We start from the raw sequence: 16,413 nt of genomic DNA, 5'->3' as shown, positions 1-16,413 counted from the left end.
CCGCCCCTCCAAGGAAGGGCCCACGGCCATTCCTTCTCGACTGTGCACCGAGAGCGGAGCAACCGAATGGCAACCACCCTCAACCCCACCTTCACCCTGAAAGCCGGAACCTCCTGGCCGGACGCCTGGCAGCGCTGCCTCGCCGTCGCCCCCGAGGCCTTCCGTGACGACCGCGTCCTCAACCTCTGGGGCGCTGCCTGGCAGCCGGACGGCCGGACGCTCCCGGCCACCAGCCCCGTCGACGGCAGCCCCATCGCAGGCCCGCCCCGCATCGACGCCGCCACCGCCCACCAGGCGGTGCGCGCCTCACTCGACCAGCACCGCGCCTGGCGTCACGTCCCCCTCGACGAACGCCGCGCCCGCGTCGCCGCCACCCTCGACGCCCTCACCCAGCACCGCGAACTGCTCGCCCTGCTCCTCGTGTGGGAGATCGGCAAACCCTGGCGCCTCGCGCAGGCCGACGTGGACCGGGCCATTGACGGCGTGCGCTGGTACGTCGACGGCATCGAGCCCATGGTGGAGGGCCGCGCGCCGCTGGACGCCCCGGTGTCCAACATCGCGAGCTGGAACTATCCGATGAGCGTGCTCGTTCACGCAATGCTGGTACAGGCACTGGCAGGCAACGCGGTCATCGCCAAGACCCCGACCGACGGCGGTGTCGCCTGCCTCACCCTGGCCAGCGCCCTCGCCGCACGCGAAGGGATCCCCGTCACCCTCGTCAGCGGCAGCGGAGGCGAGCTGTCCGAGGCGCTGGTGCGGGCACCGGAGATCGGCTGCGTCTCCTTCGTCGGGGGCCGCGACACGGGCGCCGCGGTGGCCACGGCCGTCGCCGACCTCGGCAAACGCCATGTACTCGAACAGGAGGGACTGAACACCTGGGGCATCTGGAACTACACGGACTGGGAAGCGCTCTCGGCCGTCATCCCCAAACTCTTCGACTACGGCAAACAACGCTGCACCGCATACCCGCGCTTCGTCGTCCAACGCACGCTGTTCGACGAGTTCCTGGCGGCCTACCTCCCCGCGGTCCGGACGCTGAGAGTCGGCCATCCGCTGGCGGTGGAGCACCCCGAGGACCCGTACCCGGCGCTGGACTTCGGGCCCGTCATCAACGCGGCCAAGGCAAAGGAGCTGACCGACCAGGTCACGGAGGCCGTGGACCGCGGCGCGATCCCACTGCACCGCGGCAGCCTGAGCGAGGCCCACTTCCTGCCCGGCCAGGACACGGCGGCGTACATCCAGCCGGTCACGCTCCTCAATCCGCCGCCGTCCTCGCCACTGCACCACGCGGAACCCTTCGGCCCGGTCGACACGATCGTCCTGGTCGACACGGAGGCCGAGCTGCTAGCTGCCATGAACGCGTCGAACGGCGCTCTGGTCGCCACGCTGTCCACGGACGACCAGGCGACGTTCGACCGCCTTGCCCCACAGATCCGCGCCTTCAAGGTCGGCCAGGGCAAGCCCCGTTCCCGTGGTGACCGTGATGAGTTGTTCGGTGGCTTCGGCGCGTCCTGGCGCGGCGCGTTCGTGGGCGGGCAGCTGCTCGTACGCGCGGTGACTCAGGGGCCGGCGGGGGAGCGGCTGCCCGGGAACTTCCCGGAATATCACCTCATGCCCTGACGAGGACACGGCAGTGAGTCCGTGACGGCAGGCGAAGAGCAACCGGACGTGCGCCGAGGTTGACAGCCGCACGTCCGGCCGCCGCCAACCGTCACCTCGGGCCCTATATGCAGGTGAGAGCCACTCCGAAACCTTGGTATTGTTGTCCGTGTCGCCGCCCCGGGGTAGAGCCCCGGCAAGGCGGCAGACACCTGGTCCGGGTGGCGGAATGGCAGACGCGCTAGCTTGAGGTGCTAGTGCCCTTTATCGGGCGTGGGGGTTCAAGTCCCCCCTCGGACACTCGCACTCGCTATAGCGATACGCGGATGAGGGCCTCGACCTGACGGTTGGGGCCCTACCTGCATGTTTGTAGCTGATCGTGATCCCGAGAGCCTCGTAGAGCGGGCCCTTCTCCTCTGCGTCGACGGCGTGCACGCCTTGTGCGATGTCGCCGAGTCTCTCAGTGATCTGCCGGATCTGGTCGGCGTTGAGTGGGGTCTCCTTCTTTCGCGTGGTGGCGGGTGGCGTGTCCCGTGAGGGTCTTGGCCGCGTTCGCTGCCGCGCTGGCGTGGGGGAGGGCGGTGAGGACGGAGGTGAGCCGGTTGGGGGCGAAGGCTTTCGTGATCCACCGGTCCAGGCCCGGCACACCACGTCCTCCCGGAGGTAGACGGTCCGGGGGTGACCCAGCCCGGGGGCCCGCAGTCCCGGCCTCGTACGCTCCGCGAGGCGGCCTGACCAGCAAAATCCACCTGGCCTGCGTCAGTGTCGGCCGCCCGCTCGCCTTCACGCTCACGGGGGGCAACACCAACGACTGCACCCAGTTCACCGCCGTGATGGAAGAGTGCGTATGCCTGGTGCAGTCGATCATCCAGGTCCTGACAGAGGGCGAACGCCTCACGGTGGCGCCGCTTGGCGAGCTTGTACTCGCCCAAGAGGCAGTGCACGATGCCGAGATCTCGCAGCGAGTTGACCTGCCCAAACCGGTCGCCAACCTGGCGGTAGAGGGCGAGGGCCTCGGTCTGGGCCTGGGCGGAAGCTTCGTTGTCCGCGGTCAGGTACCAGACGATGCCCGCCTGGGGCAGGGCGTCGGCTTTGCCGCGTGGGTCGTCCACGGCGTCGTACTGCGTCACCGCTTCGTTCAGGGCCTCGGTCGCCTCGGGATAGGCGGCCATGAAGCGTCGTACGACGCCGAGCTCGGCCGGCGCTGCTGCCAGTGCCCGCTGGTCGCCCGAGTGCCGGGCGGCCTCGGCGGCGGTCCGGGGTGGCCCTGCGTGTGATCAACCAGGGCTGTCCCGCAATCGGCCTTTGGCTTCGGTGGGGCACCTGGTGTCTCAGGCGCCGTGGGACCCCGGCACGCCGTATCGGGCGAGCATGGTCAGCACCGCTTGGTCGACCGCGTTGGTGATGGCGGAGTCGTCGGGCTCCCAGTGAGCGAGCAGCATCCGCGGCCAGAACACGTAGTTGGAGATCATCCCGAGGAATTGGGTCGCTGCCATCTCCGCATCGTCAAGCCGGGCTGTACCAGCGGCGTTCTCCGCCGCCAGGTAGCGGCGGACCGACTCGAAGTAGGGCATCTTGCCGAGCTTGAACTGGGTCTCGCCGAGCTCCGGGAAGCGCGGTACCTCGGCGATGACGATGCGGAACAGGGCAGCCATGCCGGGCTGGGTGAGAAGCGCCACGTACCGGCGTCCGATGGCCTCAAGCCCTGCGCGGAGGTCCCCCGGCTCGGGGAGGGGAGCCTCCTCCTCGTCGACCTTCCAGTATTCGGTGACGATCGCCTCGAACAGGGCCGCCTTGGTGGTGAACTGCTTGAACAGTGTCGCCCTCGACACTCCGGCCGCCTCGGCGATACGGGCCAGCGAGGTGCCGTCGTAGCCGGAGTCGAGGAACAGCTTGGTGGCTGCCTCGATGATGGACGTCCGCTTCTGCGCTGCCACGCGCCGGTGGTATTCCGAAGGCTGTGCCGTCATGCCCTCAGTATGCCTCTGGCTGCGAGGTGAGTCACTTGACTCGCCTCTGGTCCCGCTCCTACCTTGAGAGAGGAGGTGAGTCACTCGGCTCACCATTAATGCAAGCCTGGAAGGACGCACCATGGGGCGCTTTGAGGGCCAGACCGTCATCGTCACGGGCGGCAGTGGGGGCATGGGCAGCAGTCATGTGCAGGGCTACCACGCCGAGGGGGCGAACATCGTCATTGCCGGCCGCGACGACGACGCCGGCCGCGATCTCGCTGCTCAGCTCGGTCATCGGGCTCTGTCCGTTCACCTGGATGTCGCCAGCGAGGACGACTGGGCGGCGGTGGTGCGAGACGTCGAAGGCCATTTCGGGCCGATCACCATCCTGGTGAACAACGCGGGCGTCCAGAACCCGGCGGCCCTTATCGAGCACACCGAACTCCGCACCTGGGAGCGCACCTTCAGCGTCAACGTCACCGGCCAGTTCCTCGGCATCAAGGCCGTGGCTCCGTCGATGCGCAGGGGCGGTGGCGGAACCATCGTCAACATCGCCTCGACCATGGCCCACCTCGGCACGGCCTTCTACGCCCCCTATACCGCCAGCAAGTGGGCCGTACGCGGGCTGACCAAGACGGCCGCGCTGGAACTGGGGCGGGACAACATCCGGGTCAACTCCATCCACCCCGGCGTCGTCTCCACACCGCTGATCAACGAACCCACCGTCGCAGGCCAGCCGGCCATCGCCGACTTCTACTCGCCCGATCCCTTCGCCATCCCCCGCCTCGCCGAACCCTCTGAGATCACCCGCCTGTTGCTCTTCATCACCTCCCAGGATGCATCTTTCGCTACGGGCTCGGAATTCGTCCTGGACGGGGGCCTGCTGCTCGGCCCTGCACTCCAACCCGAAGCCGACATCGCAGCTTGAGCCGGCATTGCGGTGGAGCGCGCAGTCGCGGGCGCCCATCGTGTTCAAGGGCGAAGCGATCTCGCCCTGCGATGATGATGCGCTGTGGCAGTTGTGATCACGGCATCCGAGCCGTCCTGGATAGCTCCATTCACTGGGTTGAGCCCGCGCTGCTTCGTCGTGACAACGTACTGGCGCACAAACTTGACGATGCGCCAGCGTGGTCGGCCGACCGCTGCCCGTCAATCGCCATGACTCCCGCGGCTGGGAGGAATCCGGCGCCAAGGCCGCCGTGGGCACCACCACGACGCTCGCCGATGGCGGCTACCAGGGCACCGGACTGGTGATCCCCCACCGGCGAGCGGCCGGGCAAGCTGAACTCCCGGCCTGGAAAGAAGAACACAACCGGTACCACAAACAGGTTCGCGCCCGCATCGAGCACACCTTCGCCCGCATGAAGACCTGGAAGATCCTGCGCGACTGCCGCCTCAAAGGCGAAGGCATCCACCACGCCATGCTCGGCATCGCCCGCCTACACAACCTCACCTTCGCCAGATAGACGTTCCCGACGAGCAATCCGCGCAGACATGGCCCATCAAAGATCATTAACGGGGCATCCCTTAAAACGCGCCCGCTACACCGGTCCACTATAGGACCGGCCTGGGTAAGTAAACGAAGGGGTAATTCGTTGAGGCGAACTATCGCACGGATAGGTTCCTTGGCAACCGTGGTAACTCTGGCGGGCACTGGCCATGCGGCCGTAGCCGAATCACACGCCGTTTATGACGTGCGCACCAAGGCCGCCAGAGGGTTTGGTGAACTGACGGTCTGCCTGTACGACACCGAAATTGTCGAGGAACCCCTAGTCCACGAGACCTGCAACGTCATACCGATCACGGCTTGACGGCGACTGCGACTGCGACTGTTCTCCTCCGCTGCAACCAGACGATGGCCCGGGTCCCTCAGTCCCGGGCCATCGTCATGCGCCCGATCACCCCGAACCCCGTTTTCGGATCCGCGAACGCCTCAGGCCGTAGCCCACCCGGTGCACGGCCGACGCACCGCACACTCGGTATGTCCGGAACGGCCGCCCGTCCGATTGCCAACCCGACCGTGCGCACCCGGGCCTCCGCCTGGGGCGGCACCACCAGAGGCGTGGCCCGTCACCACGGAGAAAGTGACGGGCCACGCCTCGGTCTACGGTGCCCTTCCCCAGGATCGGGACCCTGGCGTCAAGGAGCACCGTCAATTTCAGTGCAGCTCACACCGCTCGGTCAGCGACCACCAGAGCCTACCGAGGCTCAAGCGCTGTCCTGCGCATAATCGCACGCCTCGCCGGCATGGGCGGATCTGACGTCGGAGCGTATCAATTCAGTGACACAAATCTGATACTTGTACGCCTTGTCCGTCCAGCCAGAATAGTGCCCGGCGACGTAGCATGCATTTATTCTCGCTGTGGTGGGTGCGTAGCTCTTACCCTGAAGGTATCTCACACAGTCAGCTGTCACAGCCGATGCGGGTGAAGCCACAGTGATGGACACCGCCGATACTGCGATGAGAACTCCGGCAGACGCCACTGCTCTTTGAATTGCCAGCTTTCCGTCCAACGCTTTCCCCTCTCCTGAACGAATTTACCGCTGCTTGTCCGGCATGCGGGGCCACTCCTACGTGATCCGTATCAGGCCACGCCGGACTCGCTGTACACACTGGCAGTTATGGAACTGCCCTTGGACGACCACTGGTGGATCCGTACGATCGTCCCGTCCTTGATGGATCCGTTGACCCAGGTCCAGTCGCTGCTGTCGCTCGGCTGGCTGGTGTCGTCGAAGCAACGCAGCGTGGTCTCCTGCCAGGAGTTGGTGCCCGTGTGCCACTCCTCGATGGCCGCCCTGGTGCCCCAGCCGTCGGCTGCGAAGTCCAGGCAGCCGAGATGCTCGCCGTCCCCCTGGAACTCGCTCTCGCCGAAGTAGTTTTCCCTGGTCAGGATGTCGTCGCCAGGGTCCGCAGAGGCAGAGCCGGACAGTGCGGCCACCAGGACGGCGCTGAACAGCGCGGTGCCGAAGGCCTTCCAGCGGTTTCTCGTCATGTTGTCCCTTCTTTGGGTCAGAGGCCCATTGCTCGGAGCGTGTCTTCGAAGGTGTCGGCGTACAGTCGCGCGCCCTCGATCTTCGGGTGGAAGGACTGGGCGGACGGGCCCAGTTCCCAGGAACCCCAGTCGATCAACGGGTCGTCGCCCGGGGTCAGGTCCATGACGATGCCGTGGATGGTCTCCGGGCTGCCGCAGATCGCCGTGCCCTGGAAGTTCTGCTCCGGGTCGGAGAACGTGACGTACGGCGCTTCCTCGGCGTCGTTGGCCTGGATCACGGCGTCGTTCATGGACTGGAGCATGGTCTCGCCCATGTCGTTGAGCCACGCCGACTCCTCCCCGCTGATGAGGTACTTCCTCAGGCAGGAACCGCCGTCCGAGATGAGCGGTGGATAGCCCATCAGGACCACCTTGGCGTTCGGGGCCATCGCGTGGATCTCGTCCAGCGTCTCCACGATCGAGGCCTTGACGCTGTTCTCGATGCGCTTGGGCTCAGCGTCCATGAGCGGCTCGCTGTCCCCGCCCAATGTCTCGAACATGCACTCGGATAGGCCCAAGATGCATTTCTTGATGACGTCGCTGAACCGCGCGTCGTTGCCGCCGATCGACAGGGTGACCAGGGTGGTGTTCTCGTCCAGGTACCCCTTGTCGATCTGGGACGGCTCGCCGTACTTGGGCGCGCCGCCCATCTTGACGTTGTCCGTCGTGGCGCTGGAGCAGGCGATCAGGTGGTAGTCCATGGACGGGTCCAACTGGTTCGCCCGGTCCCCGATGGACAGACTGGAATCAGCCAGCTTCGCCTGGCGCGACCATGCGTACGGGGAGCGGTGGCAGGCGTTGCGCAGCCGTCCCTGGTCGCCGCCGTAGTCGGTCTCCGGGTAGTAGTCGGTACCGAACTGGGCCGAGGCGCCCTCTCCGGAGGAGTACGAGTCGCCCATCGCCACGATGAAGCTTTCCGGCTTGCCGGGCAGCTTCTGGAAGGCGACCGCGTCCCACGCGATGTCCTCGGTGCCGTCCCCGTCCTGGGTGTCGGTGGACAGGGTCACCTTCGGAGTCCCGGAGAACTTCATCACGCCGAGGCTGACCCATTGGTTCTTCCTGGTGCGCTGCTGGGCCACCCGCCGCTTGACCTCCGTGCCGGTGCTGATCGAGTACGCGGCCTGGCGGGTGTGGGCGCCGTGGTCGGGCATGTGCACCAGGACCCGTGCCCATCCGTCGAGCGGCTGGTTCAGTTTCCAGGTTCCGGTCATCTGCATCTTGTCGTTCTCGTCCCACCCGCCGGGGACGGTGTCCTTGCGGGTGTGGGAGAAGTAGAAGTGCCCGCCGTAGCCGGCCCCGAGCTGGTGGGTGTCTACTTTCGCGGGCCAGACGTAGTTGTCGTCGGGCGCGGGACCTATCTTGACGCCGTCGCCGAAGTCCAGCGAGAAGGTGCCTTGGGAACTGGAACTGCCGCAGCGTGGGTTCGGGGCGCCGTCCGGGACGTCGTCCACGATGAGCGTGTCGGGCATGTCCCAGCTGCAGTCGGGCGGGTAGGAGGTGCCGTCGGCCTGTTCCGGGTAGTCGTTTGCGTTGAAGCGGTGGATTGCGTTGCCGCACTCCGCGTTGCCGCAGTTCTTCCAGGTGACGGACTTGTGCCACCAGCAGTACAGGTCTTCGCGGGTGCAGGCGCCCTTGCCGGGGTCGTTGGAGTCGTTGTCGCCCATCCTGGTCGAGTCGCACTCGTTGTCGGCCGTGCAGAAGATGCCCTCGCTGGGCTTGACCTTGGTCCGGTAGTCCGGTGTGTTCCACCACGCCGCGCGGTAGCCGGAGACCGATTCGCCCGGCGCCTCGAACGCCTCAAGCGGGCGAGCCGCCCAGCCCAGCACCTTCTCCTGGTAGGGCCAGTCCTGCGGGTGCGCGGCCTGCGAGTAGTCGTCCGCTCCGTCCTTCCGCTCCAGGAACGGGGTGCGGTTGTACTTCCACAGCGGATTGGCCGGGTTGTTGGTGAAGCCCAGTCCCCACTTGCCCTTGTTCTTGTCCGCGTCCGACTCCGGGTAGTACCCCGAGTTGTAGGCCCAGAGGGCGAAGAACCAGTTCTCCAGCCACTTGGGGTTACCGTCGTTGACGACCATTCCGCCGTCGCGGGTCAGGTTCCACTTGTCGATCAGGATGTTGACGCCGGCCGCGATGTTCGCCGTGTAGTCCAGTGCCACGGCCTGCTGCTGCGTGCTGGTCAGTGATGTCTCGTCCGGCTTCTCCTTGCCCGGCATGCGCATGCCGTCGGTGACCTGGGTGATGCCGTAGCCGCAGTCGGCTTCCGGCCAGAAGATCCCGAACGGGTCGGTCTGTTTGCCGTCCGGGTCGTACTGCGTCCCGTAGTAGTTGCCGATCAGTGGGTTGGCCGTGACGCCGGGCAGCGCGAACCGCGCCGCCTGCCACATGTTGGACTCCTGCGCCGTGATGCCGAGCATCACCTGGGCCGGGATCTGGCCACCGCCTCGAAGCGACTTGCGCGGGAACAGTGTCTGCGGCTTGTACGCGGACATGCCGAGGTTCTTCCAGTTGGCCGGCCGCGAGATCCATTTGTCCAGGTTGTTCGAGATGGCCTGGTCGACAGCCCATTCGATCTGACGGGGCGTGGGCTGATATGCCTGCTTCCGGTAGTCATTGCGCGGTACCGAGCAGGTCCGTTCCGATTCGACGATCTCGGTGCGGGAGCCGCCCGCCAGCAGCCCGGAACCGGGTGCCTTCGTGCCGCCCGGGCCGGCCAGCGCGGGGGACAGTTCGCGTCCTTCCCCGCTGTGGGTCCCGCTTGCCACGGGCATGACCTCGAACCGTGCGTTCTTCCCGGTGCCGACCGATGTCAGACTCACACGGGCCGCGCGCACCAGCACATCGCCGCCCTGAGCGGCACGGGCGTCCTTGCCGTCTGCCCACACCGCGCCGGACAGAGCCTCTGCGCGCGTGGAAGCCCGGAAGTCCTTTGGTACCTTCGGGTACTTCACTGTCTTGGGCAGGTTCTCGGCCACAGTGGCCTCTCCGGTGATGAAGACGGTCCCGCTCGCGCTGGCCGACAGGTCCATCCCGGTCAGGTCGCCCGTGGCCAGCCGGGCTGTCGTGGCGTTGCCCGGCTGTCCCGCCTCGATGTCTGCGGCGCCCACGCGTTTGACCGCCCCCTGGGCCTGGACCGAACGGCTCCTGGCCACGGGTCGGTCCATGAAGACGAGCCCGCCGTCCGCGTCCGGCCGCAGGAGGAACGGGATCTGTTCGGTGCGCGCCACCGGGACGCGGTGTCCCGTCTTCGCGTCGATCCGGACGATGCGCGCGGAGTCCGCCGCCAGGATGTGCCCGTGGGCGCCCGGCACGGCGGACGTGACCTGGCCGTCCACCTTCAAGGGTGTGCCCGTGGTGCCCTGGGCGGCGTCGATCGTCACCAGCTGCGTGGTGTTGACGTCCTCGTCGGAGAACCGCGACACAACGGCCGTCTCGCCCGTCCCACAGCCCGGGCTGAAGTACGCCAGCGACGCCTGGACCGTCAGCTTCGTCACCGCGCCCGAGGTCAGGTCGACCACGGCGGTGAATGCCCCGCGGTTCATCAGCTGCGCCTTGTTGGTGAACGTGCGCGGGGCGTACGCCACCACGGCCCGCTTGCCGGAGCCCGTCACGCACGCGTTGCCGATCCACATGTCGGCCTCGAAGCCGGGCTCGTTCAGCGTGGCTGCGGTGCGCCACGCATACCCCTTCCTGGCATCGGCCACCAAAAGATGGAAGCCCTCGGCGTCACTGCTTGTGGTCCACGCCCGGTCCGCGGACTCCTTCCAGTCCGCACCCAGCACCTCGTCCCGGTCAGCGACCGGGACGACTGTCCGGTTGGGCCCGGACGGCTCCGGCTGCCTGCTGGTGTCGGCGACCGGTACCGGGTCGTGCGTCGCTCCGGTCGCGAACGAAACGCTGACCGAAGCCATACACAGCGCCAGCACAGTCGCCAGGAATAAGCCGGCACGTATATGTCTCTCCCTGGGAGTTCTTCCCACGAATCGCCCCTCTCATCTTCTGTGCTCTGAGCGGCAGGTGCATTAAAGACTCCCTGGCAGTGACTGACGAGTCGTTAGCACAGAGCGCACAAGTGAGTTGGCTGTGCCTCTACGCCCGGGTTCCACCTACCGGAAGGCTGTGCCCGGAACTTCCGGCCGAGGCGGAGCCGTGGCGCCGGTAGTCCTTCGGAGGTATGCCGTACGCGTTACGGAACGCGCGGCTGAAGTCGGCAGCTCGGGGGAAACCCCAGCGGGAGGCGATCACGTGGATGGCGGTGCCTCGCAGCGTGGGGTCGACCAGGTCGCGGCGGGCATGTTCGAGACGCTGACGTCGGATCCAGCCGGAGACTGTGAGTCCGTGCTCCTGGAAGAGGCGGTGCAGGTAGCTGGTGGAGATGTGGTGTACGGCGGCGATGGCGGGCGGCGTCAGTTGCGGATCATGCAGGTGCCCCTGGACGAAGGCACGGACGCGTAGGAAGAGGGTCTGCCGGTGGGTTTCGGGTGGGAGAGAGTTGTCCGAGTCCAGGGCATGGGCGATCAGTGCGGACAACAGGTCGACCACGACAGTCCCGAGCCGGGGCCCATCGGCCGGTTGGTACGAATCCGTGTCTCTCGCCAACTGGGTGAGCAGTTGTGCCAGCAGGGAGCCGAACCCGTCCTGCGCTGACAGCCGCAGCCGGGCCGCCTGGTCTACCTGGTTCCGGGGCACTGGCAGCAGCGCTTTGGGGACCTCCAGCCCAACTCCCGTGTGCAGACTGGCGTCGTCACCCCCATAGACGTCAACGGGCCGCGAGGTGTCGATGACGCACAGACTGTCCGGACCGTACACGGCCTCCTCCTCACCCCGGACAGCGCGCAGCGCCCCGCTCAAAGGCAGTGAGATGTGCAGCCCTTCGGGATCGGACTGCCGGATCAGTCTCGGCGTCCGCCGAAAGCACACCGGCTGGAAGGTTGTCGGCCACACCGATACGGCACCGAGGTCCAGCACGCGCTGAGAGGCCCGAAAATCCGCCCGATAATCACTGCGAAGCTCCAGTGGAGCATGCGTCTGACCGACCAGTTCGCGCCAGCAGTCGAACCGGTCCGCCGGGGACAAGTCCTCACTGCGGAATACCTTTTCCATCAGCATGTCGCCTCCCCACCGCCCTGCGAATCCCTGCGGGGCCCCTTGGTATGACCCTGATGAGGGCAAGGCAGGAGTACACCATCCACAGATACACATCCGGTGAATGCCCCGGCGGAGGCGCCCCGGTCATGGCTCAGGACGCGTACCAGCCGCTCTCGATTGGTGCCGAGCCTCGGTTGCGTGAAGCGATGCTCTGCGGAGTCGGCTCTGGTCGGCCGGGCCGACGGCGACTGGCCGGCCAGGATCTCGCTGCACGGCTCATGCCTGCCCGGCCGCCTCACTGATGCGGCTGGGCGCCTTCCTCGACGAGGACACTGTGTCGGCGGCGGCTGAAATCGTGGTTCGGCCGCCGAGATCCTGGCCACCGCGCAATACAGATGCCCTCCTTCGTTGTATGGCCGCGGTGTTACGTGCTGAGCGAGTGTGGATGGGGCACTCTGAGGCTGATCCTTTGGAGCGGCTCACCGCCAGGCTGCGCGCGGTCGGCCTCGGAGCCATTGCTGACCTGGGATTCGTCGGGCTCGACGACAGTGGTCCCGACACCGATCCGGCGGTGATCATCGGCTGCAAGGCCGCCCGGAACCGGCCGCTGACGCGAGGGCAGAAGCTGTCCAACAAGGCCCCTGCCGCGGTACGAGCGCCGGTCGAGGACGGCTTCGCCCCCCTGAAGAACTGGCGCGTCCTCGGCAAGGTACGCACCGACCGGAAATGGGGGACCGCCCTGGTGAGGGCTCTGCTGGTCCTGACGCACCGCGAAGCCTCCCGGTGACAACCGGGATCCCCTGGCCTTACCCCTGCTCGACTACTCGCAACGCCCTGCTGCCGTGGTAAGTTATAGGTCGACCACTAACGTAGGAGCGAAAATGACAGTCCAGCAAGACGGGGCCGCCCGCCGTGCCGCTGCCCAGCACGCCGTGGCCGAGCACCTGCGCCTCACCGCCGCAGGACGCACCGACGAATGGGTGAAGCTGTTCGCCCCGGATGCGGTGCTTGAGTTCCCGTACGCGCCGGCCGGCGTGCCCCAGCGGGTAACGGGGCGAGACGCACTGCGCGCGCACATGAGCAACTTTCCCAAGACCTTTGACGTGGAGTTCGTCGACCTGGTGTTCCACGAGACGGTCGATCCGAGTCTGGTGATTGCCGAATTCCGTTCGACGGGCACGGCGCTGCCGACCGGCAAGCCGTACGAGCAGACGTGCATCTCCGTCGTCCAGACCGATGGCGACGCGGTCATCACCCACTACCTGGACTACTGGAACCCGCTGGTAGCGATCGAGGCGCTCACACCCCACGACGTGCCGTCCGACCCTGACCTCAGCGTGACTTTTGGAGGCTGAGGGGAGAGCCTGTTTAACTGATTGCCATGCCCGCCGCCGGTACCAGCACGAAGAGCGACGAACGACGTCGGACCATCATGGCCGCCGCGGTCGATTGCTTCGCGCAAAAAGGTTTCTACGGTACGACGACGCACGAGATCGCAGACTGGGTCGGCATCTCTCAGCCGTATCTCTATCGCCTATACCCGAACAAGGAAGCGCTGTTCGCGGCGGTGGTCGACCACGTGTCCGTCGTCATGACCGAAACGCTGGTCGCTCACTCGTCGGCGTCGGGTGAGGCCGGGCGGGCGCCCGAGGCGGCGCTGGATGCGGCGCGCGGCGCCTACGCCGCGCTCGTCGCGGACCGGAGCATCCTGCGTTTCCTCATGCACGCGAACTGTGCCGCCGGCGAGCCGCTGGTAGCAGAGGCCGTGCGCCGGTGCTACGCCAAGCAGGTTGACACCGTTCGGCAGCTGCTGGGCGACGACGACGCGGTGCGGCGCTGGTTCGGCGCCGGAATGCTCGACAACGTGGTCGCCGTGCTCGGTCTGGCCGACATCGATGAGCCGTGGGCACACGTCCTCACCGCTCGATGACCCGACACCGGCAGTTCGGCGACGAGGCCCCCGAGTCTTCCTTGTAGGCCAGCTCGGCTGGTGGGACTCGGCTTCTTCGCCCAGCCGCGGGCAGGCCTCTTCCGGGTCAGCCTCCTCCCGGGCGGCGTCCGGGCGACGGCCGTACCGTCCCACGCTCTCCCGGCGTACCGGCCCGGTGACGGATCGCAGAAGCGGCACAGCGGTCGGCGCAGCAAACCCAAGGACGGCCCCGAACGACATGTCAGACGATCTGCGCCACATCCTGTGGCCGCGTGTCGACAGCTGGGCAGGGGCCTGATCGTGGAGGGCCCCTGCCCAGCTGTCGGGCGGCGTCAACGCTTCCCGGGTTGCTGTTCCACTCGCCGCGCCGTGTCTTTGTTCGGTGGGCTGGCGGGGTTGAGGGTGAGCCACGCGGTGAGTGCTGCGTGCAGTTCGACGACGTCATGGCGGCGCAGCACCGCACTGCGGCGGAGGGCGTACAAGCGTACGTCTTCTGCGGTGACCGAGTAGCCGACCGGGAAATGCGCTGGGCCGGTGGTCCCGGAGCTGGCCGATGTGTTCGCCACCGTGCCGCCGAGACGGTGGTCATCGACACGTCCAACCACTACCCCGAGCTGGGTAGGAACATCGAAGCGGTGGGCAACGAGCAGTGGAAAGCCTGCACAACGCCGAGCAGTTGGGGCGGTCTCTGGTCAAGCGTGGCCGCAGGCTCCGAGGAGCCGCGACAGGTGGCGATGCGTCTCGTGGACGACACCGGATTGAACCCGTTCGACGCCGGTGCACTGGCGGACCCCTGATGCCAGGGGCACGCCCGCCTGAGGGGGCCGGGGACCGGTCGACCGCCATGGACGGCCTGTGCCCGCGCGGCTACCAGCGCTCCTTCCGTAACGCACACACCGCTTGCTTCCTCGTCCCGTGCGAGCGTCCCAGCGGGGAGGTCACAGCATCAGCAGGTGTCAAGCATGTGTGGTGGGCCACGGACAGTGCCGGATGACGTGCAGATCGGCTCTCAGCCGAGGCTGAGGATGGTGTCGACCAGCAGGTCCGGCTGCTGCTCCTGTAGGAAGTGGCCAGCGTCGGGGACCGTCACATGGTCCTGTTTCCGCGCACCCGGAATGCGGGCCTGGAGGATCCGTTCAAATGCGCGCGTGATGTCTTCATGGTCGGCGAAGGCGGTGAGGAACGGCCTCTCGAAGGCTGCCAGCCCGGCCCAGGCGCGGTTCAGCATCGAGGCGGGCGGGTCTGAGCCGTCGAGCGGTACGAGTTGAGGGAACCGCCGTGCTCCGGCGAAGTGCCGCTCGGATGGGAAGGGGGCGTCGTAGGCAGCCGTCTCCTCTGAGCCCGCTCGACCCCTTGCACGGAGGTGGGTGGTTACCGGAACTCCGCTGCCGCTGCCGTTCCCCGGCCTGCCCGGCTCTGACGGTGCTGACCGATCAGTCCGTCGACAGCCTGGGCTCCAGTCTGGCCCGGTCGGCGACGGCGCAGGCGGCCGAGGGCGCATCGCTGCAGGTGGGCAAGGAACTGACTGGCCGCAGATCGCGGCGCTGCCTGGCTTCTACCGTCCTGGCGGAGTTCGAGCCGCTGCGGCAGATTACCGGCGGCCTCCGCTCGATCCTCTCCTGTGACGCCCAGGCCGACGCCGGTCCGGCCCGGGGCTGGTTGACGATGGCCGCCGGCCTCGTGGCGGCCGCGGTGTTCGGCTTCGGTGTGACGGGCCGGTGCGACCTCAAGTCTGAGCCAGACCGCCGCCCTGGTGTAGAGGAACTTCGGCTCACCCCTCCGGCGGACCACGGAAACCGATCGGTTTATGTTTCGCCCGAATCGGGTTAACCTCACAGTATGAGCACCGAAGTGAAGCCGAGTCCCCGAGACCGGCTGCTGGAGGCGGCGGCCGCACTCACCTACCGAGACGGCGTCGGCATCGGCATCGAGGCGCTGTGCAGGGCGGCGGGGGTGTCGAAGCGCTCCATGTACCAACTGTTCGAGAGCAAGGACGAACTGCTGGCGGCGAGCCTGGAGCAACGCGCTACCGCCTTCGTGACGGCACTCCTGCCCGCGGCGGACGACGGCCGTTCACCCCGCGAGCGGATCCTGCACGTCTTCGAGCAGGTGGAACTGCAGGCGGGTGCACCCGAGTTCCGAGGATGCCAGTACCTGGCCGTGCAGATCGAACTCAAGGATCAGAGCCACCCCGCGAGCCAGGTGGCCCACCGGGTCAAGGGAAACCTGACGGCTTTTTTCCGCGCCGAGGCCGAACAGGGCGGCGCGAGCGATCCCGACCTGCTGGCCCGACAGCTCAGCCTGGTCTTCGACGGCGCCAGCGCCCGCGCGGGGATCGGAGCCGACAACCTCACAGGCCTCATCGCCCCCACAGTGGCCACCCTGCTCGACGCGGCAGGCATGCGCTGACGGATCGCTTTCGGGCGGGGCTTGGTGGCTGACTGGGCGCACGGGGTCGACGTCCGCGCTTGGCTTTCGAGGGGGCGGCCGAAGGCGCGGAGGGTGATGACCAGGAACCGCGAGATCGTCCGAGCCGACTGGATGGGGCTCTGGGGGACCGGGCTCCTGCCGCTGGGTGCAGATGTCAACGATGCCACGGCTTTCCTCGCACACGGCATGCTCATCACACCCTTACGGCTATCAGGCTTCCCTCGGATGGCTGCCGGGAAGCAAGGGGCCGGCCGCTGGAGGCGGGTGTCCTCCATGTTCCGCGTCACCAAGGTGGATCGCCTCGGTAGAGGTGTCGTGGTAGCCCCTGGGCGGTTGAATCAGCGATCGCTGAGCGGATGACGCTCTCATGTCTCTCCGGCGCGCTGCC

14 protein-coding genes, 1 tRNA gene and 2 pseudogenes are annotated in these 16,413 nt (G+C 67.1%); 12 read left to right on the top strand and 5 right to left on the bottom strand.

Annotation, left to right across the window (positions count from 1 at the left end; translation table 11 throughout):
* Nucleotides 1-66 precede the first annotated feature (66 nt).
* The 4 genes and pseudogenes from IE262_RS19110 (at nt 67) to IE262_RS19095 (ending at nt 2,876) form a co-directional block, all read left to right on the top strand.
* Nucleotides 67-1,620, top strand: coding sequence for an aldehyde dehydrogenase family protein (locus IE262_RS19110; RefSeq protein WP_189875087.1), 1,554 nt, complete (start codon nt 67-69; stop codon nt 1,618-1,620).
* A 194-nt stretch (nt 1,621-1,814) separates the two neighbouring features.
* Nucleotides 1,815-1,899, top strand: a tRNA-Leu gene (locus IE262_RS19105).
* A 422-nt stretch (nt 1,900-2,321) separates the two neighbouring features.
* Nucleotides 2,322-2,420 (top strand): annotated as a pseudogene (locus IE262_RS19100) (IS5-like element ISNeu3 family transposase); the annotation flags it as partial.
* Nucleotides 2,421-2,453: 33 nt separating this feature from the next.
* Nucleotides 2,454-2,876 (top strand): hypothetical protein, encoded by a 423-nt coding sequence (locus IE262_RS19095; protein ID WP_189875416.1) that lies wholly within the window; start codon nt 2,454-2,456, stop codon nt 2,874-2,876.
* A 54-nt stretch (nt 2,877-2,930) separates the two neighbouring features.
* Here IE262_RS19095 and IE262_RS19090 read toward each other — a convergent pair whose 3' ends face one another.
* Complete coding sequence (locus IE262_RS19090) at nt 2,931-3,569, bottom strand: TetR/AcrR family transcriptional regulator (RefSeq protein ID WP_134027817.1); 639 nt, start codon at nt 3,567-3,569, stop codon at nt 2,931-2,933.
* Between the two features lie 121 nt (nt 3,570-3,690).
* Between IE262_RS19090 and IE262_RS19085 the strand changes: the two genes are divergently transcribed.
* On the top strand, nt 3,691-4,479 hold the full coding sequence (locus IE262_RS19085) for an SDR family oxidoreductase (protein ID WP_189875084.1): 789 nt from the start codon (nt 3,691-3,693) through the stop codon (nt 4,477-4,479).
* A gap of 84 nt (nt 4,480-4,563) precedes the next feature.
* A pseudogene (locus IE262_RS19080) lies at nt 4,564-5,017 on the top strand (transposase).
* A gap of 1,119 nt (nt 5,018-6,136) precedes the next feature.
* On the opposite strand, the gene IE262_RS19075 reads toward IE262_RS19080, so the two are convergent.
* From IE262_RS19075 to IE262_RS19065, 3 genes are all read right to left on the bottom strand, one after another.
* A complete protein-coding gene (locus tag IE262_RS19075) occupies nt 6,137-6,544 on the bottom strand; it encodes a hypothetical protein (RefSeq protein WP_189875083.1) in 408 nt (135 codons plus the stop codon).
* A gap of 17 nt (nt 6,545-6,561) precedes the next feature.
* Nucleotides 6,562-10,488, bottom strand: a complete 3,927-nt coding sequence (locus tag IE262_RS19070; RefSeq protein ID WP_189875081.1) for a golvesin C-terminal-like domain-containing protein — start codon at nt 10,486-10,488, stop codon at nt 6,562-6,564.
* A gap of 178 nt (nt 10,489-10,666) precedes the next feature.
* Entirely contained in the window at nt 10,667-11,686 is a 1,020-nt protein-coding gene (locus IE262_RS19065) for an AraC-like ligand-binding domain-containing protein (RefSeq protein ID WP_189875079.1), read from the bottom strand.
* Nucleotides 11,687-12,110: 424 nt separating this feature from the next.
* On the opposite strand from IE262_RS19065, the gene IE262_RS19060 reads away from it, so the two are divergent.
* From IE262_RS19060 to IE262_RS19045, 4 genes are all read left to right on the top strand, one after another.
* Nucleotides 12,111-12,452 carry a hypothetical protein gene (locus IE262_RS19060; protein ID WP_229877336.1) on the top strand — a complete coding sequence of 114 codons (342 nt, stop codon included), beginning with the start codon at nt 12,111-12,113 and terminating at the stop codon, nt 12,450-12,452.
* 94 nt (nt 12,453-12,546) lie between these two features.
* The gene (locus IE262_RS19055) at nt 12,547-13,020 is read left to right on the top strand and encodes a nuclear transport factor 2 family protein (protein ID WP_134027812.1); all 474 of its coding nucleotides are present in this window, start codon (nt 12,547-12,549) and stop codon (nt 13,018-13,020) included.
* 26 nt (nt 13,021-13,046) lie between these two features.
* The gene (locus tag IE262_RS19050; RefSeq protein ID WP_134027811.1) at nt 13,047-13,595 is read left to right on the top strand and encodes a TetR/AcrR family transcriptional regulator; all 549 of its coding nucleotides are present in this window, start codon (nt 13,047-13,049) and stop codon (nt 13,593-13,595) included.
* A 425-nt stretch (nt 13,596-14,020) separates the two neighbouring features.
* Nucleotides 14,021-14,392, top strand: a complete 372-nt coding sequence (locus IE262_RS19045) for a hypothetical protein (protein WP_134027810.1) — start codon at nt 14,021-14,023, stop codon at nt 14,390-14,392.
* 212 nt (nt 14,393-14,604) lie between these two features.
* On the opposite strand, the gene IE262_RS19040 is transcribed toward IE262_RS19045, so the two are convergent.
* The gene (locus tag IE262_RS19040; RefSeq protein ID WP_189875077.1) at nt 14,605-14,823 is read right to left on the bottom strand and encodes an alpha/beta hydrolase family protein; all 219 of its coding nucleotides are present in this window, start codon (nt 14,821-14,823) and stop codon (nt 14,605-14,607) included.
* Nucleotides 14,824-15,017: 194 nt separating this feature from the next.
* Between IE262_RS19040 and IE262_RS39530 the strand changes: the two genes are divergently transcribed.
* Entirely contained in the window at nt 15,018-15,425 is a 408-nt protein-coding gene (locus IE262_RS39530) for a hypothetical protein (RefSeq protein ID WP_373305080.1), read from the top strand.
* Nucleotides 15,426-15,434: 9 nt separating this feature from the next.
* Complete coding sequence (locus IE262_RS19030) at nt 15,435-16,004, top strand: TetR/AcrR family transcriptional regulator (protein ID WP_189875075.1); 570 nt, start codon at nt 15,435-15,437, stop codon at nt 16,002-16,004.
* Nucleotides 16,005-16,413: the final 409 nt, after the last annotated feature.

This window comes from Streptomyces bluensis (assembly GCF_014650715.1).
GTDB classification, from domain to species: Bacteria; Actinomycetota; Actinomycetes; order Streptomycetales; family Streptomycetaceae; genus Streptomyces; species Streptomyces bluensis.
The sequence above is the reverse complement of the archived record's forward strand: the minus strand, read 5'-3'. Positions and strand labels throughout refer to the sequence as shown.

Coding starts and splice junctions, on each gene's coding strand:
- IE262_RS19090 (WP_134027817.1), bottom strand. CDS start 3,569: ATGACGGCACAGCCTTCGGAATACCACCGGCGCGTGGCAGCGCAGAAG.
- IE262_RS19030 (WP_189875075.1), top strand. CDS start 15,435: ATGAGCACCGAAGTGAAGCCGAGTCCCCGAGACCGGCTGCTGGAGGCG.
- IE262_RS19065 (WP_189875079.1), bottom strand. CDS start 11,686: ATGCTGATGGAAAAGGTATTCCGCAGTGAGGACTTGTCCCCGGCGGAC.
- IE262_RS19070 (WP_189875081.1), bottom strand. CDS start 10,488: ATGGCTTCGGTCAGCGTTTCGTTCGCGACCGGAGCGACGCACGACCCG.
- IE262_RS19085 (WP_189875084.1), top strand. CDS start 3,691: ATGGGGCGCTTTGAGGGCCAGACCGTCATCGTCACGGGCGGCAGTGGG.
- IE262_RS19060 (WP_229877336.1), top strand. CDS start 12,111: ATGGGGCACTCTGAGGCTGATCCTTTGGAGCGGCTCACCGCCAGGCTG.
- IE262_RS19110 (WP_189875087.1), top strand. CDS start 67: ATGGCAACCACCCTCAACCCCACCTTCACCCTGAAAGCCGGAACCTCC.
- IE262_RS19050 (WP_134027811.1), top strand. CDS start 13,047: ATGCCCGCCGCCGGTACCAGCACGAAGAGCGACGAACGACGTCGGACC.
- IE262_RS19055 (WP_134027812.1), top strand. CDS start 12,547: ATGACAGTCCAGCAAGACGGGGCCGCCCGCCGTGCCGCTGCCCAGCAC.
- IE262_RS19075 (WP_189875083.1), bottom strand. CDS start 6,544: ATGACGAGAAACCGCTGGAAGGCCTTCGGCACCGCGCTGTTCAGCGCC.
- IE262_RS19040 (WP_189875077.1), bottom strand. CDS start 14,823: ATGCTGAACCGCGCCTGGGCCGGGCTGGCAGCCTTCGAGAGGCCGTTC.